The sequence below is a fragment of the Alkanindiges illinoisensis genome, assembly GCF_004377485.1.
GTDB lineage: Bacteria > Pseudomonadota > Gammaproteobacteria > Pseudomonadales > Moraxellaceae > Alkanindiges > Alkanindiges illinoisensis_A.
The window spans coordinates 1-22,058 of the sequence record NZ_SNTY01000028.1 but is presented as its reverse complement, the minus strand read 5'-3'; the positions used below and the strand labels follow the sequence as shown (position 1 = coordinate 22,058).

The following is a 22,058-nucleotide window of genomic DNA, read 5'->3' as shown; positions in this document are numbered from 1 at the left end:
GGGCGCACGCCTATGGAAACATTGCTTGATGGAAAACAGATTTGGGCTGAAAAGAATCTAGCTCAAATTTAACCTGACACTCATCATCAAAACGGGTAACTGTCAGATCAGGTTTGAGCTAGTACAGATTAGACGGTCTTTCGTTTAGGAAACGGGATAATCTTGTTCCGTAAACTGTCGATAAAGTCTGACCATTCCTGCATCATCTTAGTCCGGTATTCAAGGTGCTGAGCATGGTTGTATGCTTGTGAAACAGCATTCAGGATGGCTCCCAATGGTTAAGGTACTTTCACGACCATTGAAACGATATTTCAAACGCCAGAATCTTCCACCCGCGGGGGTGACTTCCAAATAGAGCCCTTTCTCATCTGAATAACGTTTTTTCTTTTCAAGTGGTTTTATTTTTCTAACTTGAGCGTCTGTAAGCATTTTGCGTCAAATCTTTAGAATTTGGGGGACGAAAAATAGTATAACAAAATCATCCCCCATCTGTCGCCCAGCTTATAGCGGGTGGGCAAGGATCAAGACGGATGCATAAAGATAATAAAAAAGGCTTAAACCCTTAAGGTTTAAGCCTTTGTAGATTCTGAAGTATGTTTCAGAACTGAATCTTGGCGGTGAGAGAGGGATTCGAACCCTCGATACGGGGATACCGTATACACACTTTCCAGGCGTGCTCCTTCAGCCACTCGGACACCTCACCAAGGCGTGCGATTCTAGCCAAAAAACAGCGCTTTGCCAATCGCTATTTTATGTAAAACCCACTTTATTGATTTTTTTTCGGTGCTACTATGGCCGGATTATAACGAGATGTTCATTTTGCTATGCAAACACAAACGCATCGTGCTGCTTTACCAGCAATTACACTGGCTGCACTGGGGGTGGTATTTGGCGATATTGGAACCAGTCCGCTATATGCCTTAAAAGAATGTTTTCATGCCGCACACGGGATTCAGATTACACCAGCTAACGTGCTGGGGGTGTTATCGCTGATTTTCTGGTCGCTCATGATTGTGGTGTCGTTTAAATATGTGGCCTTCATCATGCGCGCCGACAACAATGGCGAAGGCGGCATCATGGCGCTGCTGGCGCTGAATATGCGCAGCAAGCGGATTGGCCCTAAAACCCGTTCTGCATTAATTGGCATTGGTCTGTTTGGCGCCGCCCTGTTTTTTGGCGATGGCATTATTACCCCGGCAGTATCGGTCTTGTCTGCGGTGGAAGGCCTGTCCATTGCAACTCCTGTGTTTACGCCTTATGTGGTGCCCATTACCATTGCCGTACTGGTGGTGCTGTTCATGATTCAGCGCAAAGGCACCGGTTTGGTCGGCAAGTACTTTGGCCCCATTACCCTGTTGTGGTTTGCGTCTTTAGGTGTGCTGGGTGTACTCAGCATCATGCAGAATCCGGGCATTCTATGGCTGGTGAACCCGTACTGGGCCGCGCATTTTATATTTGCCCACCCGGCGCTGGCATTTTTAACCATGAGTGCCGTGGTGCTGACCATTACCGGTGGTGAGGCACTGTATGCAGACATGGGGCATTTTGGCCGCAAGCCGATTCAAATGGGCTGGTTTTTTATTGTCTTGCCATGTTTGCTGCTCAATTATGCCGGGCAGGGGGCATTGTTATTGCGTGAGCCAACAGCCGTTGAAAACCCGTTCTTCAAGCTGGTGCCGGATATTGCGCTGTATCCCATGATTGCGCTGGCCACCCTGGCCACAGTGATTGCCTCGCAGGCTGTGATTTCCGGCGTGTTTTCGATTGCACGGCAGGCCATGCAACTGGGCTATTTACCCCGTATGACCATTTTGCACACCTCAGAATCGGAAATTGGCCAGATTTATATTCCTTTTTTAAACTGGCTGTTGTTGGGTTCCATTATCATTCTGGTCACTGCCTTTGAGTCCAGCTCTAATCTGGCCGCAGCGTATGGCCTTGCAGTTACGATGACCATGATTTGTGACACCTTGCTGGTGGGCTTTGTGTTGTACAGCCTATTGCGTTGGCGGCCTGCAAAGGTTCTGCTCATTGTCGTGCCGATTTTATTGCTGGATCTGGTGTTCTTTAGCGCCACTTCACTGAAAATTCTGGCCGGTGGCTGGTTCCCGCTCATGGTGGGTGCCGTGGCCTTTACCATCATGATGACCTGGAAGCGCGGTCGCAAAATTACTTTTGACAAATTGCAGCGTGACACCCTGCCGCTGGATATTTTTATTAAAAGCCTGCATTCCGCACCCAATATTGTGAGTGGCACCGCTGTCTTTATGACGGGTAGTCCCAACGTGGTGCCGCATGCCTTATTGCATAACCTTAAGCACAACAAGGTACTGCATGAGCGTAATGTGTTGATGACCATCCGCACACGGGATGTGCCTTATGTTGATGCCAGCGAGCGGGTAGAAGCCGAACAACTGGATGAGCGTTTTATCCGGGTAAGAGCTTCATATGGTTTCAAGGAACAGCCAGATGCTCCGCAGGCGCTGGAACAGGCACTGGCCTTGCTGGACCAGTCTTATGACACCATGACCACCAGTTTTTTTGTGTCACGCGAGCGCTTAGTGTATACCGTGGGTGAGGGCATGGCACCCTGGCGCGAAAAACTGTTTATTTCTATGCAGCGCAATACCAGTTCAGTGAGTGACTTCTTTCAGATTCCTCCCAACCGGGTGGTTGAGATGGGCACGCAAATAGAAATCTAGCCATTTGCTAAGAACCAATTAATCTAACCTAACAACCATAAGTAAAGCTGGCACTAAGGCCAGCTTTAAATTTTTGCAAGCTAACACAGGAAGGTGCTAAGAATGAATGAGAGTGCTTGCAAAACTGTTTACCTGGGTCAAGGAAACCTTAGGGTGCAGTGGCTTGAGGACTGGTCACTGGTGCATCAGTACTATTGGACATATTCATGTCAGAAGTCATGGGCGTGCCCATATTATTGCTAGCATTGCCATTGCTGGAATCTGACATGCTGCCATGCATATTGGAGGACATGCTGCCCATTTGTGTACCAGAAGTGCTATTCATAGTGGAACCCATGCCAGAATTCATCCCGCTGGAAGGCATCATCTGGCCATCGCTACCACGCATGTTGGTTTGTACGGTAGTCAGTGCAATGCTGTTGACAGTCGTGCCTTTGGGTGGGGTTGGCTCAGCCAGCGCCAGCATTGGGGTACAAAGCGCAGCAGTCAGGGTGGTTAATGTAGCAAGTTGTTTTAAGCTTTTCATTCAATCTCTCCAATCTGTTTTCATGGGATGGGCTTGGCTAAAGTGCAGCTTTAAAACGCTGTGCCTTTATTTACCTAGCCTCTATGACGTAAAATTATTAAGGTGCAGACCAGTGATGCTTAAAAGCGTTAACAGATTCAAATACTGCATAAAATCTGGCCTGACACTGGACAACAGCTTCAATACTAATTTGTTTTTCTAAAATAAATATAAAGGAAGCGTATGTTATGTAAGTGCTTATGGCACTTCCCACAGGGTTTATGTTTCAGTGCTTTGAGCGGTGTTGCAATTATCGTGGACTGATCGGCTCGTGTTAAACACTTATAGGGCGCCAGTAACTGGGATATGCATTTAATAAAACTGAAAGACAATCACATCAAAAATAAGGCAAGCAGCATAGTACAGACAAAAAATAGGCAGTTCTAAACGACTGCCCTTATTTTGCTAAATAATGAACTGCTGTGACCTTGGCATCGATTAACGTAGGAGAGTGCAGGATTGTTAATCATGTCAAGAAGCAGCTCATAAGGGCTATTTTATACAGATCTGTCTGGTTAAATATTAGACTATGGTGGTATTGTATAGTATGTCTGTAAAAACATTATAAATTTTGAACTGCATCACATTTTTAAAATTTCTTGGCATAAAAATTATTCAGTTTTACATTTGTTTATAAAGCAGTTTTTTTATTTAATATATTTTAATCCATTGGAGCGTCATTTTGTGTCGTAATGCCTTAAAACTTAATTACCTAATGTCGCAAAGCACTTATACTTTTTTACTTACGGTGTAATAAAACGGGAATGACCAATTTTACATTGGATTACCAAGGTGTGCGTGAAGTGCAATGCTGTATGAAAAGCTGCCAACAGGTTATTCATTAACGAAGGAGAGTGCAAGAATTTAATGAATAACCTGTGATAGCCGTATTAGGGTAGTTTTTACAGTAAGCCTCCTGATACAGCAGAGGAACTGTGACTAGCCCTTAGCGGGTTGCAGTGCCAGAGGAGTTACTGCTGCGTGAGGACTTGCTGGCTTTGCTAGCAGTTTTGGATTTGGTGGTATCGCTAGTATCTGTATTTGCACTGGCGCTGTCAGTGGCATTACCAGCCGGTGAAGCAGTGCTGGATGCGCTGGAAGGCAGGGTAACGCTTGCACCATTTTGAGTGCTGGCGCTTGTACCAGTAGTAGTACCATCCAGACTACTATCTGTGCTCAGGCCAGCACTGGCACTAGGGGTAGTCACAGTAACGCCATTACTGGCAGCAGGACTGCTGGTTGCGGTCGCAGCAAATGCAGGCAGGGTTAAGGCAGCGCTAAGTGCAGTAAGGGCAACAATACGTCGGGTGAATGAATTTAATGCGAACATAGAAGATTCCTGATTCATTTTAACGTGATTCACATCACATATATTTACATAAACAGTGAAGGATAATGCGAAATCTATCCTGGGGCTGTGGTCTAAGCTTAATCAGGTCAAAGGCTGGTTTTAAGTAACTTACTCGTAACCATTGTTAACTTTTGATAGAGGTTTACATGACCTTGAGTGAAAAATGTATCCAATAGTCGGGTCAAACACCTTATATTTGTAAAAAAGCTGGAATTCTTATGCCATATTTCTCCTCCATTCAAAAAAAACCATTAGTGCAAGTCATGCTAATGTTGTTTTTGCTTGGATTTATCAAGGTTGCCAATGCACAGGAATTTGCTGCTTGCCGTGAACAGTTTTATCGGGGCAGTACACCGGAACTTGAAAAAACTGCTCTAAAGCGTGCCAGTTATCCATTATGTTTCAACGGGTTTGCGGTGCTGTATTCCGGGGTATCCTATACCCCCTTGTGGTCTGCTGAGTACTTGACGCCACAGCGCTTAAAACAGGCCAAAACCTTAAATCGTAAAAATGATTTTCATGAAGAAGAGCGGGTTCCAGATCGTTACCGTTCTCATCTATCCGATTATGCCCGTTCAGGTTATGACCGCGGTCACATGTCACCCAACGGTGATATGGCGACACGTGCCCAGCAGCATGACAGTTTTTCACTGGCCAACATGGTGCCGCAAAGCCCCAAGAATAATCAGGAGGTCTGGCGTAATCTGGAAGAAGCCACCCGTGCCTTGGTCAGCAAACAGCAAAAACCTGCCTATGTGATTACAGGACCTGCATTTTTAAGCGGTGAGCTAAAGCAGGTGGGCCGGGTACTGGTGCCCACGCATGTATATAAAGTGGTGTATTTTCCTGACCTTGGAATTGCCAGTGCCTATTTTGCGCCCAACAATGAAAGTGGCGAAGTGAATGTGGTGTCTGTACAGGAGCTTGAAGAGACAGTGGGCATTAATCTAGTGCCGGAAATGCCAGCAAGCATTAAGGCCAAGCGGATCATGCTGCCATTAAATGCCCAGCAAGCTGGCAAAAGTATTCAAAGCTGGGGTAGCGGCACTAGCACTGGGCATACGAAATCCAGCGATGACGCAGGCACGTCCCATGATGGCTATTCAAATCATGGCAGCACTGGGCACAGTAACAGCCACAAGAATAGTGAGCACTCCTGGATTAGTGCCATTATCGACATGATTAAACAACAGTTGCTGGATTTGCTGGCATCCTTATTGCGTGGCAAGGGCTAAAAGTTGCGTGGCAAGGGCTAAAACCAAAACTATTTTTAATAAACTCAACCAAGGAGCGTCGTATATGAGCTTTCAGGCCTTTAAAGACAACAGTGCCAGTCTGGATATTGGCGGCTTAACCCTTGAGAATAATGAAGAACGGGTGAGCATTTATGGTAGCCTGAATATTGGGCGTGATCAGCAGGGCTTGCAACAGGCCAGACAGTTACAGGGCATTTTGTCTGACATGGTGAATTATCTGGAGCAGCAGGACTTACCGGCTCAGATTGAAACTTTTACCCCAAAAGCGGTCAAAAACCCATTTCTGGATAATGAATAGCATGCTGATGTGTCCCTGTGGTTTATCCCAACCCTATAGCCAGTGTTGTGAGCCTTTACACACGCAGCATCTGATGGCAGATTCGGCTGAACAACTAATGCGCTCGCGTTATGCCGCCTTTGTGATGGGCGAGATTGACTATATTGTGCAAACCACAGTGCCAGCCCAGCAACACTTGCTGGATGTTAAGGCCATCACCGCATGGAGCCAGCAAAACCAGTGGCTGGGCTTGACCATTGTTTCCAGCCAGCCAAATTTAAAACCTCACCATGCCAAAGTTGAGTTTATTGCACGTTTTAGGGATCAGCAGGGTGAACAACAACACCATGAACTTTCCAGCTTTGTGCAAGCTGGTTCGCGCTGGTATTTTCTCGATCCAACAGTGGAACCTATGCCGACATTAAAATCTGTCTGTCTATGTGGTAGTGGCCAAAAATTCAAGCGCTGCTGTGCTCCCTTTTTAGGCCTAACCTCATAAGAAATAAATTTTGGCTTAATTTGCTTAAGCTAACTGGGCATGGATTTGGTCTGGACTGCCCTTGCCATAGATTTACCGTGCGGTAGAATGGCCGGTTTTAATGAACTGCTCACTGCGCTGAGAGCCTGTCATGCTGCTAACCATCATTTATATTATTGCCATTACGGCTGAAGCCATGACTGGGGCGCTGTCGGCTGGGCGGCGCAGTATGGACTGGTTTGGTGTGGTGCTAATTGCCTGCGTCACGGCATTGGGCGGTGGCTCAGTGCGTGATGTATTGCTGGGGCATTATCCGCTCACGTGGGTCAAGCACCCGGAGTATCTGGTTCTTACTGCACTGGCGGCACTGTTTACCATTCTGGTGGCCAAATGGATGAAACATTTGCGTAACCTGTTTTTGGCACTGGATGCCTTGGGCCTGATTTGTTTTACCTTGATTGGCTGTCAGGTGGCGCTACAAATGCAGCACAGCTATGTGATTGCAGCCGTGAGCGGGGTTATTACCGGGGTGTTTGGCGGTATTTTGCGCGATACCTTATGTAATGATGTGCCGCTGGTATTCCGGCGTGAATTGTATGCCAGTGTGTCCTTTGTCAGTGCCTGGTGCTATTTGCTGTGTATTGAGTTGCATGTACAGGCTGATATCAGTTTGATCATTACCCTGATTTTTGGCTTTGTGTTTCGGATGCTGGCGATTCGCAATCATTGGGAAATGCCCAAGTTTATTTATCATGATGAGCACGGATAAAGCAAAGCCGCTACGCCTTGCGACGTAAACGTCTCATTTGCCCGTGCGCAAGACGAAAAGCTAGGCTTTGAGTGGGCACGGATCAAGCAAACTTAAAGTCATGCTTTAAAGCTTTTATCAGGTCTGAATTGACCTTGGCTATAAATGTTTATATGCTCGGCCCATGAAAGTTTTTATTGTTGTGCTAATGGCAATATTGCTGCCCCTGCAAGCCGCATGGAGTGCAGCCGCTGTATTTTGCCAGCATGAAAGTCGCACAACATGGCATTGGGGGCACCATCAACACAGTATTGATGCCGCCTGCCAGCAAAGCAATTTCAATCCTAGTGTGGATAATAAAAGCACAGATAGCAAAGCTGGCTCAGCGATAAGCAAATTATCCGCCCAGCAAAACCAGAATCCTGATCTGAAAAAAAACACGGGATCGCATGCTTTTACACTGGTTAACCATAGTGACTATCTCACCGTAAACCAGCCTGGCCTCAATTCAAGCCCGCAAGTGGGATTGGTACAGCCAGTCATGCAGGAACATCAGGCTGTGCGCCTGTCTTTAAGCCCTGCCTTATACCAGTCACCCGTGCTGGAGCCGCCAAAACCCCCTTTATGGCCTGCCTGACTATAGGTGGGGTAGTCCTTTTCTATTGCGTCATGCGCCTTGCAGGCTATTAGCATAGCCTACAGGTGCCATGAATGTTGCCCACCGCTTTACTTTGGTTTAGGCAATTTTCATGAAATTTTTACATAAATATCAACCAGCTGGGCTGTCTCGTGCAATCGGCATGCTGTTTGTTACAGGTAGTGTTGTAACGGGCAGCCATGCAGCGCCCACAACTCAGATGGTCAGTATCGATCATACGGTTGATTTTTCAAGGTTTGATCCAGCACGCAATACGCCAGCTTTAGATAGTCAGGTTATAAACCATCATTCTTCCAGTAATCAGGGCTTAAGCCTGCAACAGGCACAGGATTTGGCATTGCAATCCCGGCCATTACAGCAGTTATGGCAGCAGCGTCGCCATATTGCCGAGGCAAATGTCCTGCAAAGTAATCAGCGCCGGAATCCACAACTGGTGCTTGAGCAAACCGGTTTTAAAAATACGCAGGAACGCGAGGCCAGTATTGCTATTGCACAGCAACTGGATATTTTTGGTGAACGCAAAACCCGCCTGCAACTGGCAGGCCTGCAACTGGAGCAGGACAGTATTAGCCGGTTAACTGAGAAAACTGAACTCAGGCTGGCTGTTACTATAGCTTACTGGCAGTTGGCACAAGCCGAGTGGGCGCTAGAGCTGGCCAGCACTCAGCAGCAGTTAAGCCTGCAAGGTTTGATGGTAGCCAAAAAGCGCCTGCAAGCCGGACGCATTGCCGAAGTGGATTATCAGCGGGTACACATTGCCCATCAGAATCAGGTACGCCAGTGGCAGGCTGCGCAAGCTCAATGCGCTTTGGCGCGCCAGCAGCTTGGCCAATTTTGGGCGAATTCTGCAATGATGCCAGACCTAGCAGAAGTTCACACTGCTCAGCCTTCGCAATTACCTACGCTTGAACTGGATAACCTGCAAGCCAGCCTTGCGCAAAGCCCGCTATGGCAGCGGCTTGGTTTACAACAACAGCAAGCCAGCACCAGCCTGAAACTGGCCAAAATTCAGGCCAAGCCACAACCCACGGTGAGTCTGGGTTATGTGCAAACCCGGGAGCCAGCCACGCAGGACAATTCAAACCGGCAGCGTCTGGCACTGGGATTATCAATTCCGTTGCCGCTGTTCCAGCAGAATCAGGGCATCATCCAGGCTCAACAACAAGTGCAGCAGGTGAACCAGTTGCAGGCTGAACTGCAGCAACAACAGATTCAGCGAAAACTCCAGCAACACTGGCAGGCGCTACAAGCCATTCGCCAGCAGTATGACATTGTGCACAACCATCAATTGCCGCTGTCACAACAGGTTCAGCAAAAAACCTTAACCGGTTTTGAAGCAGGCAAGTTTTCTGTGCTGGAGGTGCAGCAGGCCAGCCGGGATTACCAGCAATTGCAGGCAGAGCAACTGGATTTATTACGTCAGGCATGGCAGTTGAGTTTTCAGTTGCAGGCATTAAGCATGGGCTTGGCTGATTTTGAGCTCAGCCGTTTTGACCAAAACAGTGAAAACTTTATCAATAATTTTAATCAGCAAATCAGTCAGTCGGCAGTGAATCTGGCGACTGATGCAATGGCTGGCCTAGGGATGAACGGAGAATAACAATGACAAACCTTAAAAAATCTTTAAAGCAGCAGCCGGGCAAACGGCAATACTGGCTGATTGCTGCGGTGATTGTGCTGGGCAGTATACTGGCATTCTTTATCCTGCGGCCTGCTTCAACCACAGGTCAAAAGAAGCAAGGCGAGCCAGTAACGCAAGCCCATGCAGAAAGTGAACAGCAGCATAATGATGCACATGCAGGCGGACCTGATGAAGATCAAGATGAGAACCACGATGAAAACTATAAAACAGAAATCAGCTTAAGCCCTGCCCAGCTGGCTGCACAGCACATCACGCTGGATGTGGTAAAGACCGGCAGCATCACCGCCACTACTCGGTTACCGGCACGATTGCTGGTGAATGCAGACCAGCAGGCGCACGTGTCCGCTGGTTTTGCTGGCCGGGTAGAACAGGTGTTTGTGCAAACCGGACAGCAGGTGAAGGCAGGGCAGGCGCTGGCCAGTTTGCTGGTGCCAGAACTGATTGACTTGCAAACCAATCTGCACGTGTTGCAGGCGCAATTGCAGTTGGCCAAAAGTACCTACACGCAGGAAAAACAATTATGGCAGCAGGGTATTTCTGCCAAGCAGGATTATTTGCAAGCGCAAAATGCCTATACACAAGCCAACATTGCCGTACAAGCCGCCCAGTCGCGCCTAAAAGCTTATGGCGCATCCGCTTCCAGTCAGGGGCGTTTTATTCTGAAGTCGCCGTTAAGCGGGGTAATTAGTAGTAAGGATCTGGTGGTCGGTGAAAGCATTCAGGCCAGTGAGCAACTGTTTGTAATTGATCAGCTCAATCAACTTTGGCTGGAATTTGTGCTGCCGGATCAGCTTATCAATGTCATTAATCCTGATGAACGCCTGATTGTAGAAGTGAATCGTGGCGGTGCACTGCAAACGTATCGCGCGCGGCTCATTAGCCTTGCCCCCAGCGCCGATGTGCAAACTGGACGTATGCTGGCGCGGGCCGTGCTAGATAATCCGCAGCAACAATTGCGTCCTAACATGCAGGTGGTGGTGCAGGTGCCGCAAGCTGGTAACAATACAACAGGATTAATGGTTCAAACGGCTGCCATCCAGCAAATTGACCAGCAGGATGTGGTGTTTGTCGCTAGTCGTAAAATGAGTACGGGTGACCATTCTCAAGATCAGGCGCATACAGATCAGCTGCATTTTGTGCCACGTCCGGTACAACTGGGCCAAAAAAGCAATGATCAGCAAAGTAATGACCAGCAATGGGTTGAAATCCGTGCTGGCCTGCAAGCCGGTGAGCAGTACGCTGCGCAAGGTAGCTTTATCCTGAAATCCGAGCTGGAAAAAGGGGAGGCTGCACATGAGCATTAATTCCCCTGACGAGGACAAAGAAAATCCAGTTCATCGTCAAATAACAGATGATGGCGTGCTTCAACCACCCGCAGAAAATCCTGCCTCAATCATTCAGGCCAATGGCTGGTTTGACCAGTTAATTCTGGCTGCCATTCGCTTGCGGGGCTGGGTCATGCTGGCGGTGCTGGCGCTGGTTGGTATTGGTATTTATAGCTACCAGCAATTGCCAATTGATGCGGTGCCGGACATTACCAATGTGCAGGTGCAAATCAATACACAGGCCGCAGGGTATACCGCACCGGAAGTAGAACAGCGCATTACCTATCCCATTGAAACCGCCATGGCGGGCTTGCCACAGCTTGAGCAAACCCGTTCGCTATCGCGTTATGGACTGTCACAGGTCACCATTATTTTTCAGGAAGGCACCGATATTTACTGGGCGCGCCAGTTGATTAACCAGCGTTTGCAGGAAGCACGTGGCCAGTTGCCCGATGAGGTGTCACCGATTATGGCACCGGTTTCAACGGGCTTGGGTGAAATTTACCAGTGGGCGCTTAAGGCCGATTCAAAAGCCAGAAAAGCAGATGGCACAGCCTATAGGTTGAGTGATTTGCGCGAATTGCAGGACTGGGTGGTACGTCCGCAAATTCAACAGGTGGCAGGCGTGGCTGAAGTTAACAGCATTGGCGGCCATGAAAAACAGTATGTGGTGGAGCCGGATTTTTATGCCTTGCAGCGTTATGGATTAAGTCTGGATGATCTGGCGCAAGCCTTACGCAATAATAATGAAAATCGTGGTGCAGGAATTGTGGCGCAGCAGGGACAGCAACTGAGTGTTCGCGTGCCGGGTCAGTTAAGCAGCCTTACGGATATTGGCAATGTTGCAGTAAGCAGTAGTCCGGGCACGGCCATTGTCCGGGTAGCTGATGTTGCCAATGTGGTGGCAGGACAGGAAATTCGTTCTGGAGCTGCTACGCTAAATGGACAGGAAACCGTGCTGGGCACTGCCATGATGCTCACGGGTGCCAACAGTCGGCAAGTGGCGCAGGCTGTGGATGACAAAATCCAGCAGGTTCGGCAAAGTTTGCCCAAAGGCGTGGTGCTGGAAACTGTCTATAACCGCACCACGCTGGTGGACAAGGCCATTCATACCGTCCAGAAAAACTTGATGGAAGGCGCGCTGCTGGTGATTGCCGTGCTGTTCCTGTTTCTGGGCAATATCCGGGCGGCGCTAATTACTGCCTGTGTGATTCCGCTGGCTATGCTATTTACCTTAACCGGCATGGTGCAGCAGGGCATTAGTGCCAACCTGATGAGTCTGGGTGCGCTGGATTTTGGCATTATCATTGATGGCGCAGTGGTGATTGTTGAAAACTGCATCCGGCATCTTGCCATGGAACAGCATCGCGTGGGCAGGCTATTAACCCGGCAGGAGCGCTTTTATCAGGTCTTTCTGGCCGCACGGCAGGCCCGTCGGCCACTGATTTTTGGCCAGCTAATTATTCTGGTAGTGTATTTGCCCATTTTTGCCTTAACTGGTACTGAGGCCAAGCTGTTTCATCCCATGGCAGCCACAGTGGTGATTGCCTTGGTTGGTGCGATGATTTTATCGGTCACCTTTGTGCCTGCTGCGGTGGCGCTGTTCATTACAGGCCGTGTACAGGAAAAAGAAAACCCTATCATGCAGGCGACCAAGCAGGGGTATTTAAAATTACTCAATGTGGCCTACGCCTATCGCTATTTTACCCTTACCACAGCCGTAACGATTTTGCTGCTGACCGGTTTGCTGGCCACCCGGATTGGCAGTGAATTTGCACCCACCTTAAGTGAAGGCGATTTTGCCCTGCAAATGCTGCGTGCGCCGGGAACCGATTTACAGCAATCCGTCCAAATGCAGCAGCAACTGGAAAAATCCCTGCTGCAACAGTTTCCGGAAATTGATCGGATTTTTGCCCGAACCGGGACTGCCGAGGTGGCTGCCGATCCCATGCCACCCAATATTTCTGATGGCTATATTCTCATCAAGCCACACAGCCAGTGGCCGGATCAAAGCGAATCACTGGATGAACTTAAAAACCGGCTACAGGAAGTTGTGGAGCATCAGCTTGGTGCAAACAGTGAGTTTTCGCAGCCGATTGAACTGCGCTTTAATGAACTAATTTCTGGCATTCGTAGTGATGTCGGCATTAAGGTGTATGGTGATGATCTGGCGGTGCTAAACCAGACGGCGCAACGTATTGCAGCGCGGGTTCGCCAAATTTCCGGCGCGTCAGAAGTGCAGGTGGAACAAACCAGTGGCTTGCCGGTGCTGACGGTCAATATTGACTCTAATGCAGCCGCTGTCTATAGCTTAAGCAAGCAAACCATTCAGGAGAATGTGGCCACAGCCATTGGCGGTACAACCGTGGGCCAGATTTTGCAGGGTGACCGCCGCTTTGATCTGGTGATCCGGCAAAACCAGCAGGCGCAAAGCCCTGAGCAACTGGCCAGTTTGCCGTTACGGCTAGCTAATGGCGGTGTGATTGCATTGTCACAGGTAGCACAGGTACAAACGGTGCTGGGCATTAACCAGCTTAGCCGGGAAAATGGCAAGCGACGAATCATTGTCATGGCCAATGTCAGCCAGCGTGATCTGGGTTCTTTTGTCAGTGAGCTGCAAACCACCTTGCAAACCATGGAGCTGCCCGCTGGTTACTGGCTGGGCTATGGCGGCCAGTTTGAAAACCTGCAATCGGCCAAACAGCGCATGCAATGGGTAGTGCCCATGGCTTTGCTGCTGGTGTTTGCCTTGCTGATGGCAGTGTTTCATAACTGGTGTGACAGCCTGCTGGTGTTTAGTGGTGTACCGTTTGCCTTAACGGGTGGTATTGTGGCGTTGTGGTGGCGTGACATTCCATTTTCCATGTCTGCCGGGGTCGGTTTTATTGCCCTGTCGGGTGTTGCCGTACTGAATGGCCTGGTAATGCTGAGTTTTATTCGTGAATTGCGATTGCACTTAAATGTGGTAGAAGCCACATGGCAGGGTGCCGTTTTGCGTTTGCGACCAGTGCTCATGACTGCTTTTGTGGCGTCGCTGGGCTTTATTCCCATGGCACTGGCCAGCGGAACCGGAGCAGAAGTGCAGCGCCCACTGGCCACAGTGGTGATTGGCGGCATTATATCTTCGACCCTGCTGACCTTAATGATCCTACCAGTGCTGTATCGCTGGCTAAATCGTGGATCAGGATCAACCCCGGTTTCTACCTCTATTGGCATGCCATCTAATGCCTTGCCAGAACAAGGAAAATTCCATGAATGACAGCAATAAATCGCACCACAACCACAATCATAGCCATGCTATTTCTGGCCAGAGTCACAGTAAACGCCTGTGGTGGGCACTGGGGCTAACCAGCAGCTTTTTACTCATTGAAATTATTGGCGGTTTGCTCACCCAAAGTCTGGCGCTATTGTCCGATGCAGCGCATATGTTTACCGATACCGCTGCGTTAGCAATTGCCCTCGCTGCCATTCAAATTGCCAAGCGGCCTGCCGACCAAAAGCGCACCTTTGGCTATCACCGCTTTGAAATTCTGGCAGCGGCCTTTAATGCCATTTTGCTGTTTATCGTGGCGTTTTATATTGTGTATGAAGCGTGGCTACGCATTCAGCAGCCTGCACAGATCCAGTCCATGGGCATGCTGGGTATTGCCGTAATTGGTTTACTGGTTAATCTGCTGGCCATGTACTTGCTGGTGGGTGGGCAAAAAGACAGCCTGAATGTCAAAGGGGCTTATCTGGAAGTGCTGAGTGATGCGCTGGGTTCACTTGGCGTGATTGTGGGTGCGTTAATCATCATGGTTACGGGCTGGCTATGGGTGGATTCCATGATTGCCGTGGCCATTGGTTTTTGGGTATTGCCACGTACCTGGGTACTGCTGCGCGATAGCCTGAATATCTTGCTGGAAGGCGTGCCTGCCAATGTCAGTCTGGATAAAATCAGTGCCGATTTACAACAGCTTGATGGCGTGGCTGAGGTGCATGACCTGCACGTCTGGGCGCTCACCAGTGGCAAGTCCAGCCTGACTGCACATCTGGTGGTGCCCAGTGTTGATACCCAACACGTGCTGGAAAGTGCCCGTACGCTTTTAGCCCAGCGTCACCAGTTGCATCACATCACCTTGCAATGTGAGCGTTATCGTTGTGCCATGGCAGATGCAAACACCCACCAGTTTTTGCAGACCAATCAATCTGCATCACAGGCTGGGCATGGTCATTCCCATTAATGCCATGCAATATTCAGGTAAATGCCACAGGCGAGCAAGCACAAGGCATTAGACATTAAAAAAGCCTGTACCTTAAAACAAGGTGCAGGCTGTTTACCAAATCCGTTTTAGTGATTCAAATTTTTACGGTTGTGCTGGTACGGTACGTACTTCATCCACATCCAGTTCAACCTGATTGTCCGACTCGCGGTCAATTTCACCAATCAGGATCACCTGAGCCTGCTGGGTAATAGGCTTGCCATGCCATTTCTGGTTGTCAATTTCAACAATCAGGGTGCCAGTGGCATCGCGAAATTCATACTTGTCCTTGCCCAGCGCCCGGATCACCTGACCCTGCAAACTCACCTGCGTATCATCCTTTAGGCTTTTTGCTGTAGCCACCGTACTTGGCTGAAGTGGCAGCAGTGCATTCTGGTTTACCACCGGTTTTTGCGCAGGCGCTGATGCCACAGGCTGGTTGCTATCCCCATTCTTGGTTACAGATGGTGTGTTTGGCTGTGCATAGGCTATTGCTGTGATTAAATTAAGACTAAAAAAACTCACCATGATCATGCGTTTCATTTTTATCCCCATTTAAAAACCAGAAGCTCCCTATACTAGAAGGCTTTAGTCAGCAGGTCATGGCGAAAACGTAAGTTCTTGCTAAGAAATAGTGGTGTTGTGCAAACCAGCGCGCTAAAACAATGAATAAGCAACTCATAGGCAAGTACCGCTAGTTTACATCAACGTACCAAACCAGCCACCAATCAAATGGGTACACAGCATGGCCAGCAATCCCCAGCACAGTACACGTAATGCGCCCCGGATTAGCGAAGCACCCCCGGCATAACTGGCCAGTCCACCCAGCAGCAACAAGGCAATGCAGGTCACCATAAACACAGCCTGTTTGCCCAAATCTGCCGGGCTTAATACCATGGCCAGAATGGGAAAAATTGCCCCGAGGGTAAATGACGCTGCCGAAGCCAATGCCGCCTGCACCGGACGCGCGCTGTTAATTTCTGAAATGCCAATTTCATCACGGGCATGTGCATGCAGCGCATCATGCTGGCTTAATTGCATGGCCACTTCCAGCGCCAGCTCAGGTTGTAGGCCGCGTTCAATATAAATCTGCTTGAGTTCATTGAGCTCAAAATCAGGATTGCGCTTAAGCTCGAGCGCTTCTTTTTGCAAATCAGCTTTTTCAGTATCAGCCTGCGATTGCACGGACACATATTCACCGGCAGCCATTGACACCGCACCTGCCACCAGCCCGGCAATTCCGGTCAACAGCAGGGCATTGCCGTTTGTTCCACTGGCGGCCACCCCCACAATCAGGCTGGCCACTGAAATAATGCCATCATTGGCGCCAAGCACAGCCGCACGCAACCAGCCCATGCGGTGACTAAAATGGACTTCGTGATGATGTACTGCCATGAAGACTATCCAACCAAAAGCAGATATTTGTATTGAGCATACGCAAGACTTGCTGTTTTTTCGAGCTTTTCCGGTGTTGCGTGATTACTTTTTTGGCGTTTAAGAGACTATTACAGCAATCAATGAAGCTGTTTTAATTTAATGCCATGTCATCATAGGAGTGGTACGGCTGGTTTAAAATATAGCTTTCCTGTCTAAATTTTTAAAATTGATGAAGCCTATGCTGCAAATCACGGACTTGCGCCATTATCCACAACACATTCCACTACTGGCACAGTGGCATCATGCAGAATGGTCTTATCTGCATCCGGATTTTTCTGTGAGCCTGCTGGAACAGGAGATGCAAAACTACCGGCACCCCGGTTTTATACCCAGTATGTTTATCATGCTGGATCAGCAGCAACTGGTGGGATCGTCTTCTATTGTGGCGCATGATCTGGCCTCGCGCCCACAGTTAAGCCCGTGGCTGGCCAATGTATATGTGCATCGCAATTATCGGGGGCAGGGCATAGGCCGACAACTGGTTCACTATGCCATGCAGCAGGCCAAAATAGCCGGGATTAAACGGCTTTACCTGTTTACCGCAGACCAGCAGGCTTTTTACCACAGCATGCGCTGGCAGTTCTTTGACCATGAAACTATTCAAGGCACACAACAAACCATCATGTGCCTTGATTTAAATTAAGAATTTGATATTTTTAACTCTTTAAAAATATCAAGAAAAAATTCTATAGCTTGATCAGATTATATTTGCTATGCCACGGCTGAGCCTGTTCCAATTGCGCCGCCAGTGACAGCAGCACATGCTCATGGCCAAACGGGGCTACAAATTGCGAACCCAGTGGCAGGCCCTGCTTGTTCCAGTAGAGCGGCACCGACATGGCAGGCACGCCGGTAATATTGGCCAACTGGGTAAATGGTACCCAGCGCAGGTTACTTTGCACAATTTGTTCAATTAAGAACGAACCCCGTACCAGTTGATGTGCCTGTCCGGTTTTTAATACCCCTTTTAATAAAACCTGCTGCCATTTTGGCGTGGCCACTTCGCCATTTTTAGGCGCAACACTTGCGGTAGCAGGGGTCAGGTACAAATCATATTTTTTAAAAAACTCATTCAGCTTGCGGGTGTAATCCCCCCAGTGATTCAGGCAACGTAAATATTCAGTGGCCTTGGTTTTAGCGCCAAACGCAGCGGCTGCACGGGTATCTAGCTCAAAATCATGAGAGCTGCCCTGTGCCATGCGTTTAATTTCATCCACCATCACGGCGCACTGGGCAAACCACATCACAATAAAATCACTGGCCAGTGCCATGCCATCAATGGCCGGGGCATCTTCCACCACCTCGTGGCCCATATTGGTCAGCAGCTTTACCGTATGCGCAATGGCGTTTGTAGCATCCTTGGACACCTTGGTGCCAATTGGCGACTGGGTATTGACTGCAATTTTCAAACGTTTTGGCGGCTGCTTAATTGCCTCTATATAAGTGCCGGTGGGGGCTTGAATATCAAACAGGGCACTCAAGTCTGCACCTTGGGTGGCATCCAGCATGGCAGCGCTATCACGCACCGAGCGCGTAAGCACATGCTGAATGGCAGCGCCATGCATGGCTTCACTAAACCCTGGCCCCCACGGTGTGCGGCCACGGCTGGGTTTTAGCCCAAATAACCCACAATAGCTGGCTGGAATCCGGATCGAACCGCCGCCATCGCCAGCCGCCGCCAGTGGTACAATTCCGGCAGCCACGGCCGATGCTGAACCACCGGAGGATCCACCAGAGTTATGCTTTAAATGCCACGGGTTATGACAAGTTCCCCAGGCATCAGGTTCCGTAATACCCTTAATCCCAAATTCTGGCGTATTGGTACGGCCAAAAATGGTCACGCCGGCGTTCATCCAGCGCTCTACAATTTCGGCATTAAAATCGGGAATATAATTTTTCTTTTTTAGGGCATTGGAGCCGTAGCTGGTGGGTACGCCGCTATATTCCTGAAACAGGTCTTTAAGCAAGAATGGCACACCGGCAAATGGCTGATCTAATGCTTCACCTGTCCGCGCTTTTAGCTGGCGCTGTGCCTGCTCATACATCGGGATAATCACGGCATTGAGCTTGGGATTCACCTGTTCACAGCGCTGAATGGCGGTTTGCAGCAACTCATCCGGACGTACCTGTTTGCTTTTGACCAGATTGGCCAGTCCCAGGCCGTCATACTGCATATATTCTTTGCTGGTTAACATGATTAAATCCCTATAATCCCTAAAAAAGCATCATTGTGTAACCAACCATAGCAAAAACAGGTCAAAAGTCAAAGTCGGGATATGAGGACTACAGGGCAGGCATTTACCAGACTAGTCGTCAGGTTTGTCCGGTTTGCTTGAGATAATCCTGATAATGCACCACCTGATTACGCCCCAGATTTTTGGCATGGTACAGGGCTTCGTCCGCCTGTTTTAGCACGGTATCCAGACTGGTAATATTGCAGTCAAAATGGGTAATCCCAAAGCTGGCAGTCACCGTCACATCTTCACCATGATCCCCCTGTACCTTAAGCTTGGCCAGTTCATTGCGGCAGCGTTCGGCAATTTGCTGGGTTTGCTGGTATGAGGTATTGGCCACCACAATAATAAATTCCTCGCCGCCAAAGCGCCCGACAATATCTTCACTGCGGATTATACGTTTGAGCACATTGGCGGTTGCTACCAGTGCCTTGTCACCAATGGTATGGCCGTGGCTATCATTAATTTGCTTGAAATAATCCAGATCCAGCAAAATCAGGGCATGCAGACGATGATCGGTATAACGCTTGGCCAGCAGGATTTCCAGAAAATCATAAATGGTACGGCGGTTATATAACGTGGTGAGCGGATCAACCTGACTCAGAACCTCTACCTTTTTCTCACGCTGACGCCATTGGCTAAGCAGCAGTTCCAGCAGCACCAACCCACCAATAAATACCGGCAAAATAAACCACAGCATACTGGCTGTCCAGAAAATGGAAGACTCAGTCGGGTCAACCGGTATTAGTGGAATAAACAACGGGGCGTAAGGCAATTCCGAGCGCAGGGTTAACCACATGATCCAGGTAAAAATACCTACCGTCACCAGTGCAGCGCTATAAATGACAGAACGCCGAAACAGAAACAGCCCAACAATCATGGATACCATAAACGTCATGCTGGTGGCTGGGCACATTACCCCAGACAAATACGCATCCCGGCTCATCGACAGGCCAAATGCCATTACACTAACATAGGGTAAAATCACTTCGGCCCGTTTGGAACCCTGCAATATCCAGCACAGCAGCATCAACAGCGCTAGCGCAGGTAAAATCAGCAGGTTTAATAACAACTGGTTAAGCAGTAGCTGAATATTGACAAAGGTCCATAATTCAGGCGTGAAATAAATATAAAGTTTCCACACCAGCCAGTCGCCATGAATTAAAAGTGCCATGCTTAACATTAACAGGCATTTTTTAAGCGGTGACCAATTCAAAATAAATTCTGAATTTTTGTATGTTGTATTCATAGGCTGCTTATAAAATCAATAAAAAAGGACTGTATTGTTTTAGATGTATAGTCGTGTTATTAAGCATTCGACCAGTACTTAATCATAGGGCTGAAACGATTGCAATCATTAGGCGACCAGCTGAATTTTAATTCGAGAAATAGTTAACGTTTGATCAAATAACTACCTTTTTTACCACAGTTTTAATTCATAAAAGACTGGTTTAAAAATATGCAGAATTTTATTTTAGCTCATAATAATTTTATTAGACTTCTTTCATAAGTTGTACCAACTCGCCTTCGACAGGCTCAGGCAGCGTTGGTTGAGCTTGTCGAAACCAGACTTATGCAAGAGATCTATTATATCACTGCCAGATGACCATAATCATCAAGACTACACTAGAAAATGATAGTTTTTGCCAAAAACCAACTGAAATACTCGGTTTAAAAAATCACTAAAACAAAATCATAATTAAACAGAAGTTTTTATTGGCTTTAATTATTGTTCTCTCACATTTTGATGGCTAGTCAATTTATAAATTCAAAAAGCTGTTGTAATAAAACAGTAAAGACAGCACAGGCCTCAATTATCCTAACCAACAACAAGCGTGCAACAGTGCATTGCACAATCAGACATTCGCTAAAGTGAGAGAGCCACAGCATGAAAACCTTTTATTGCTATCATTGTGGTTATCAGGTTTTTTTCCTGAATATCCATTGTGAAAACTGTAATGCCTTGCTGGGTTATCTGCCTGAAGAGTCCAATATGGGAACTTTTTTTGAAGTTAAAGTTGATGGCGCTTGGCAAAGCCAAAATCCAGAGCATCAAGGTAAATTATTCAAGCCCTGCCATAACTATCAGGTTGAAAATATCTGCAACTGGATGTTGCCCGTTGAAAATCCTCACATATATTGCGAAGCCTGCCAGCTTACAACTGTCATTCCTAATCTAGAAGAGGGTAATAACCGGCTATACTGGAGCCGACTGGAAGCAGCCAAACGACGGTTCTTATATTCGCTGTACCAGCTTAAAATCCAGCCCCGGCCCAAACAGTCAGCGGACGATTATGAAGGACTGGCGTTTGAGTTCCTGCAACCTTATGAAGGTCAACCAGTGTTAACCGGGCATGATAACGGCCTAATTACCATCAATGTGAATGAAGCCGATGCGTCCTATCGGGAATGGACTCGTGAAAGCATGCAGGAACCTTATCGGACCCTGCTGGGTCATTTCAGGCATGAAAGCGGCCATTACTACTTTGACCGGCTGATTGAATACACCAAGTGGCACCAGCCTTTTAAAGAGCTATTTGGCGATGATGCGCAAAGTTACCAGGCAGCACTGGATCGCCACTATCGGCATGGTGCACCGGACAACTGGCAGCAAAATTATGTCAGCAGTTATGCCAGCATGCACCCGTGGGAAGACTGGGCAGAAACCTGGGCGCATTACCTGCATATGATTGACACACTGGATACCGCCTATCATTCAGGGATCAATATCCAGCCTTATAATAGGTTTGAACCACACATGTATCTACATGAGCCACCGGTTGGCGTGCAAAACTTTAACCAAACGCTAGATAACTGGTTTGCCTTGAGCTATGCCTTAAACAGTCTAAATCGCAGTATGGGTTTGCCGGATGCCTATCCGTTTGCCTTATCTCAGGTGGTACTGGATAAACTGCGCTTTATTCATCAGGTGTTACTGGAAAAGTTGCTGCAATCGCCACAGTAATGCTAAAAACGCTGCTTTAACCAGCAATAAATGCCAAAACGTCTATAAAACATCCGCTTGTTGAGGTAGCGATAAAATAAGTATTGACGTTGAGATGGGATGGTCTATAATGCACCCCACAGCGACGCTGAACTTGATAAAAACCTGTTGAAAAACAAGTAGTTAAGTGAAGTGGTTGG

At 48.1% G+C, this 22,058-nt stretch carries 18 protein-coding genes, 1 tRNA gene and 1 pseudogene; 12 read left to right on the top strand and 8 right to left on the bottom strand.

From position 1 onward, the window contains the following. Positions 1-258: 258 nt before the first annotated feature. Together E2B99_RS08350 and E2B99_RS08345 are read right to left on the bottom strand one after the other, a co-directional pair. A pseudogene (locus tag E2B99_RS08350) lies at positions 259-429 on the bottom strand (Arm DNA-binding domain-containing protein); the annotation flags it as partial. A 183-nt stretch (positions 430-612) separates the two neighbouring features. Further along, positions 613-703, bottom strand: a tRNA-Ser gene (locus E2B99_RS08345). A gap of 121 nt (positions 704-824) precedes the next feature. Between E2B99_RS08345 and E2B99_RS08340 the strand changes: the two genes are divergently transcribed. Next, positions 825-2,702, top strand: a complete 1,878-nt coding sequence (locus E2B99_RS08340) for a potassium transporter Kup (RefSeq protein ID WP_134244538.1) — start codon at positions 825-827, stop codon at positions 2,700-2,702. A gap of 148 nt (positions 2,703-2,850) precedes the next feature. On the opposite strand, the gene E2B99_RS08335 is transcribed toward E2B99_RS08340, so the two are convergent. Further along, on the bottom strand, positions 2,851-3,228 hold the full coding sequence (locus E2B99_RS08335) for a hypothetical protein (RefSeq protein ID WP_134244536.1): 378 nt from the start codon (positions 3,226-3,228) through the stop codon (positions 2,851-2,853). A gap of 985 nt (positions 3,229-4,213) precedes the next feature. Beyond that, positions 4,214-4,597 carry a hypothetical protein gene (locus tag E2B99_RS08330; RefSeq protein WP_134244534.1) on the bottom strand — a complete coding sequence of 128 codons (384 nt, stop codon included), beginning with the start codon at positions 4,595-4,597 and terminating at the stop codon, positions 4,214-4,216. Between the two features lie 239 nt (positions 4,598-4,836). Between E2B99_RS08330 and E2B99_RS08325 the strand changes: the two genes are divergently transcribed. From E2B99_RS08325 to E2B99_RS08285, 9 genes are all read left to right on the top strand, one after another. Further along, a complete protein-coding gene (locus E2B99_RS08325; protein WP_134244532.1) occupies positions 4,837-5,853 on the top strand; it encodes a DNA/RNA non-specific endonuclease in 1,017 nt (338 codons plus the stop codon). A gap of 64 nt (positions 5,854-5,917) precedes the next feature. Then, a complete protein-coding gene (locus tag E2B99_RS08320; protein WP_134244531.1) occupies positions 5,918-6,172 on the top strand; it encodes a hypothetical protein in 255 nt (84 codons plus the stop codon). Beyond that, complete coding sequence (locus tag E2B99_RS08315; protein WP_134244529.1) at positions 6,165-6,650, top strand: YchJ family protein; 486 nt, start codon at positions 6,165-6,167, stop codon at positions 6,648-6,650. Before E2B99_RS08320 ends, E2B99_RS08315 begins: the two co-directional genes overlap by 8 nt. Positions 6,651-6,780: 130 nt before the next feature. After that, entirely contained in the window at positions 6,781-7,398 is a 618-nt protein-coding gene (locus E2B99_RS08310; RefSeq protein ID WP_134244527.1) for a trimeric intracellular cation channel family protein, read from the top strand. 163 nt (positions 7,399-7,561) lie between these two features. Next, positions 7,562-8,014: a hypothetical protein gene (locus E2B99_RS08305; RefSeq protein WP_134244525.1), complete on the top strand. Its 453-nt coding sequence runs from the start codon at positions 7,562-7,564 to the stop codon at positions 8,012-8,014. Positions 8,015-8,126: 112 nt separating this feature from the next. Further along, positions 8,127-9,635: a TolC family protein gene (locus E2B99_RS08300; RefSeq protein WP_134244523.1), complete on the top strand. Its 1,509-nt coding sequence runs from the start codon at positions 8,127-8,129 to the stop codon at positions 9,633-9,635. A 2-nt stretch (positions 9,636-9,637) separates the two neighbouring features. Continuing rightward, complete coding sequence (locus tag E2B99_RS08295) at positions 9,638-10,981, top strand: efflux RND transporter periplasmic adaptor subunit (protein WP_134244521.1); 1,344 nt, start codon at positions 9,638-9,640, stop codon at positions 10,979-10,981. Next, entirely contained in the window at positions 10,971-14,261 is a 3,291-nt protein-coding gene (locus tag E2B99_RS08290) for an efflux RND transporter permease subunit (protein WP_134244519.1), read from the top strand. Before E2B99_RS08295 ends, E2B99_RS08290 begins: the two co-directional genes overlap by 11 nt. Beyond that, a complete protein-coding gene (locus tag E2B99_RS08285; RefSeq protein ID WP_134244518.1) occupies positions 14,254-15,225 on the top strand; it encodes a cation diffusion facilitator family transporter in 972 nt (323 codons plus the stop codon). The genes E2B99_RS08290 and E2B99_RS08285 overlap by 8 nt, the downstream gene beginning before the upstream one ends. Before the next feature lie 123 nt (positions 15,226-15,348). Here E2B99_RS08285 and E2B99_RS08280 read toward each other — a convergent pair whose 3' ends face one another. Together E2B99_RS08280 and E2B99_RS08275 are read right to left on the bottom strand one after the other, a co-directional pair. Continuing rightward, the gene (locus E2B99_RS08280; RefSeq protein WP_240687775.1) at positions 15,349-15,786 is read right to left on the bottom strand and encodes a YgiW/YdeI family stress tolerance OB fold protein; all 438 of its coding nucleotides are present in this window, start codon (positions 15,784-15,786) and stop codon (positions 15,349-15,351) included. A 156-nt stretch (positions 15,787-15,942) separates the two neighbouring features. Beyond that, a complete protein-coding gene (locus E2B99_RS08275; protein WP_134244516.1) occupies positions 15,943-16,638 on the bottom strand; it encodes a VIT1/CCC1 transporter family protein in 696 nt (231 codons plus the stop codon). Positions 16,639-16,858: 220 nt separating this feature from the next. On the opposite strand from E2B99_RS08275, the gene E2B99_RS08270 reads away from it, so the two are divergent. Continuing rightward, positions 16,859-17,323 carry a GNAT family N-acetyltransferase gene (locus E2B99_RS08270; RefSeq protein WP_166739011.1) on the top strand — a complete coding sequence of 155 codons (465 nt, stop codon included), beginning with the start codon at positions 16,859-16,861 and terminating at the stop codon, positions 17,321-17,323. A gap of 43 nt (positions 17,324-17,366) precedes the next feature. On the opposite strand, the gene E2B99_RS08265 is transcribed toward E2B99_RS08270, so the two are convergent. Together E2B99_RS08265 and E2B99_RS08260 are read right to left on the bottom strand one after the other, a co-directional pair. Beyond that, positions 17,367-18,875 (bottom strand): amidase, encoded by a 1,509-nt coding sequence (locus E2B99_RS08265; protein WP_134244512.1) that lies wholly within the window; start codon positions 18,873-18,875, stop codon positions 17,367-17,369. Between the two features lie 118 nt (positions 18,876-18,993). Continuing rightward, positions 18,994-20,088, bottom strand: coding sequence for a GGDEF domain-containing protein (locus tag E2B99_RS08260; RefSeq protein ID WP_166739010.1), 1,095 nt, complete (start codon positions 20,086-20,088; stop codon positions 18,994-18,996). 714 nt (positions 20,089-20,802) lie between these two features. On the opposite strand from E2B99_RS08260, the gene E2B99_RS08255 reads away from it, so the two are divergent. Further along, entirely contained in the window at positions 20,803-21,879 is a 1,077-nt protein-coding gene (locus E2B99_RS08255; RefSeq protein WP_134244508.1) for a zinc-binding metallopeptidase family protein, read from the top strand. Positions 21,880-22,058: the final 179 nt, after the last annotated feature.